Here is a 2,500-nt window from a genome sequence, read left to right as displayed (position 1 = left end):
TCCCTCTCGGACATGGACCTTAGCACCCATGCCCTCACTGCTAAGAAACATATAATAGCATTCGGAGTTTGTCAGGATTTGGTAGGCGGTGAAACCCCCGCATCCAATCAGTAGCTCTACCTCTAGTATACTCTTTCTTAACGCTGCACCTAAATGCATTTCGGGGAGTACGAGCTATCTCCCAGTTTGATTAGCCTTTCACCCCTATCCACAGGTCATCCGAAGACTTTTCAACGTCAACCGGTTCGGTCCTCCACTTTGTGTTACCAAAGCTTCAACCTGCCCATGGATAGATCACAAGGTTTCGCGTCTAATCCCACTAACTCAACGCCCTATTCAGACTCGCTTTCGCTGCGGCTCCGTAGCTGAACTACTTAACCTCGCTAGTGAAATTAACTCGTAGGCTCATTATGCAAAAGGCACGCCGTCACATCTTACGATGCTCCGACCGCTTGTAGGCGTATGGTTTCAGGGTCTCTTTCATCTTTCTTTTCGAAATACTTTTCACCTTTCCCTCACGGTACTTGTTCGCTATCGGTCTTCAAGGAGTATTTAGCCTTGGAGGATGGTCCCCCCATGTTCAGACAGGATTTCACGTGTCCCGCCCTACTCTTTTTCATACATATCCAGATTTCACTTACAGGACTTTCACCTTCTTTGGTTGTTCTTTCCAAAACATTCTGCTATCTAATTACATACTTTTGGGCTCTTCCGATTTCGCTCGCCACTACTCTCGGAATCTCGGTTGATTTCTTTTCCTCTTCCTACTTAGATGTTTCAGTTCGGAAGGTTTGCCTTCCCTTGCGGGAATACTATACTCTTGTATAGTGGGTTGCCCCATTCAGATATCTGCGGATCACTTCGTGTGTGCCAATCCCCGCAGCTTTTCGCAGCTTACCACGTCTTTCTTCGCCTCTTGAAGCCTAGGCATCCGCCATACGCCCTTAACGATTTCTTTTCCTTAGCCAATTATATTGGCCGCTCGGTTTATTTTTTTATATAAAATCCCAATAATGTCAATGATCCGTATATAACACTGGTTCTTTTTTACTACTTCTTTCGTTTTTAGAACCTTGTGGAGAATAAGGGAGTCGAACCCTTGACCTCCTGCGTGCAAGGCAGGCGCTCTAGCCAGCTGAGCTAATTCCCCTTGTTTCCCTTTGTAGTCTCAGGCAGACTCGAACTGCCGACCTCTACATTATCAGTGTAGCGCTCTAACCGGCTGAGCTATGAGACTGATTGATTTCTATTTTCCTCGTTGCTCCTTTTACTCTTCTTCTATTGTCTTACCTTTTCCTTACAGGGGCTTTTCAGGGGTGTTATATATCTTGTGTTTTTTTCAACTTTTTCTTACTCTTTTATTTGTTTAAGTAGGAAACACCTGGAAGTTGTTAGCTTCTTTTGGGGGTTGTTATTCCTTGTTTTGACTTTTTGCTCTAAAAAAGAGATGTTCCAGCCGCACCTTCCGGTACGGCTACCTTGTTACGACTTAGCCCCAGTCACTAGTTTTACCCTAGGCAGCTCCTTTTACGGTCACCGACTTCAGGTACCCCCAGCTTCCATGGCTTGACGGGCGGTGTGTACAAGGCCCGGGAACGTATTCACCGCAGCATGGCTGATCTGCGATTACTAGCGATTCCAGCTTCATAGAGTCGAGTTGCAGACTCCAATCCGAACTGAGACCGGCTTTTGAGATTCGCATCTGGTTGCCCAGTAGCTGCCCTCTGTACCGGCCATTGTAGCACGTGTGTGGCCCAGGGCGTAAGGGCCGTGATGATTTGACGTCATCCCCACCTTCCTCGCGGTTTGCACCGGCAGTCTCATTAGAGTTCCCGACTTTAATCGCTGGCAACTAATGATAAGGGTTGCGCTCGTTATAGGACTTAACCTGACACCTCACGGCACGAGCTGACGACAACCATGCAGCACCTTGAAAATTGTCCGTAGAAATACTTATTTCTAAGTACGTCAATTCCCATTTAAGCCCTGGTAAGGTTCCTCGCGTATCATCGAATTAAACCACATGCTCCACCGCTTGTGCGGGCCCCCGTCAATTCCTTTGAGTTTCAACCTTGCGGTCGTACTCCCCAGGTGGGATACTTATTACTTTCGCTTAGTCACTGAGGGCTTACCCCCAACAACGAGTATCCATCGTTTACGGCGTGGACTACCAGGGTATCTAATCCTGTTCGCTCCCCACGCTTTCGTCCATCAGCGTCAATCGGTATTTAGTAACCTGCCTTCGCAATCGGGGTTCTGTGTAATATCTATGCATTTCACCGCTACACTACACATTCCAGCTACTTCAATACTATTCAAGATTAACAGTATCAACGGCAGTTCTACAGTTAAGCTGCAGGTTTTCACCGCTGACTTATCAACCCGCCTACGGACCCTTTAAACCCAATAAATCCGGATAACGCTCGCATCCTCCGTATTACCGCGGCTGCTGGCACGGAGTTAGCCGATGCTTATTCGTATGGTACCTTCAGAACATTAC

Annotated in this window: 2 tRNA genes and 2 rRNA genes (1 of these 4 cut by a window edge); all 4 read right to left on the bottom strand. The window is 47.2% G+C overall.

Going from position 1 to position 2,500, the window contains the following annotated elements:
* Nucleotides 1-958: ribosomal RNA gene (locus tag C4S75_RS05700) — 23S ribosomal RNA — on the bottom strand (it extends 1,865 nt beyond the left edge of the window).
* Nucleotides 959-1,076: 118 nt separating this feature from the next.
* Nucleotides 1,077-1,150: transfer RNA gene (locus C4S75_RS05695), tRNA-Ala, on the bottom strand.
* Between the two features lie 13 nt (nucleotides 1,151-1,163).
* Nucleotides 1,164-1,237: transfer RNA gene (locus C4S75_RS05690), tRNA-Ile, on the bottom strand.
* A gap of 203 nt (nucleotides 1,238-1,440) precedes the next feature.
* Nucleotides 1,441-2,500 (bottom strand): 16S ribosomal RNA (locus C4S75_RS05685); the annotation flags it as partial.

Origin of the sequence: Apibacter sp. wkB309 (assembly GCF_002964915.1) — a bacterium.
In the GTDB taxonomy this organism is placed as follows: domain Bacteria; phylum Bacteroidota; class Bacteroidia; order Flavobacteriales; family Weeksellaceae; genus Apibacter.
The sequence above is the reverse complement of the archived record's forward strand: the minus strand, read 5'-3'. Positions and strand labels throughout refer to the sequence as shown.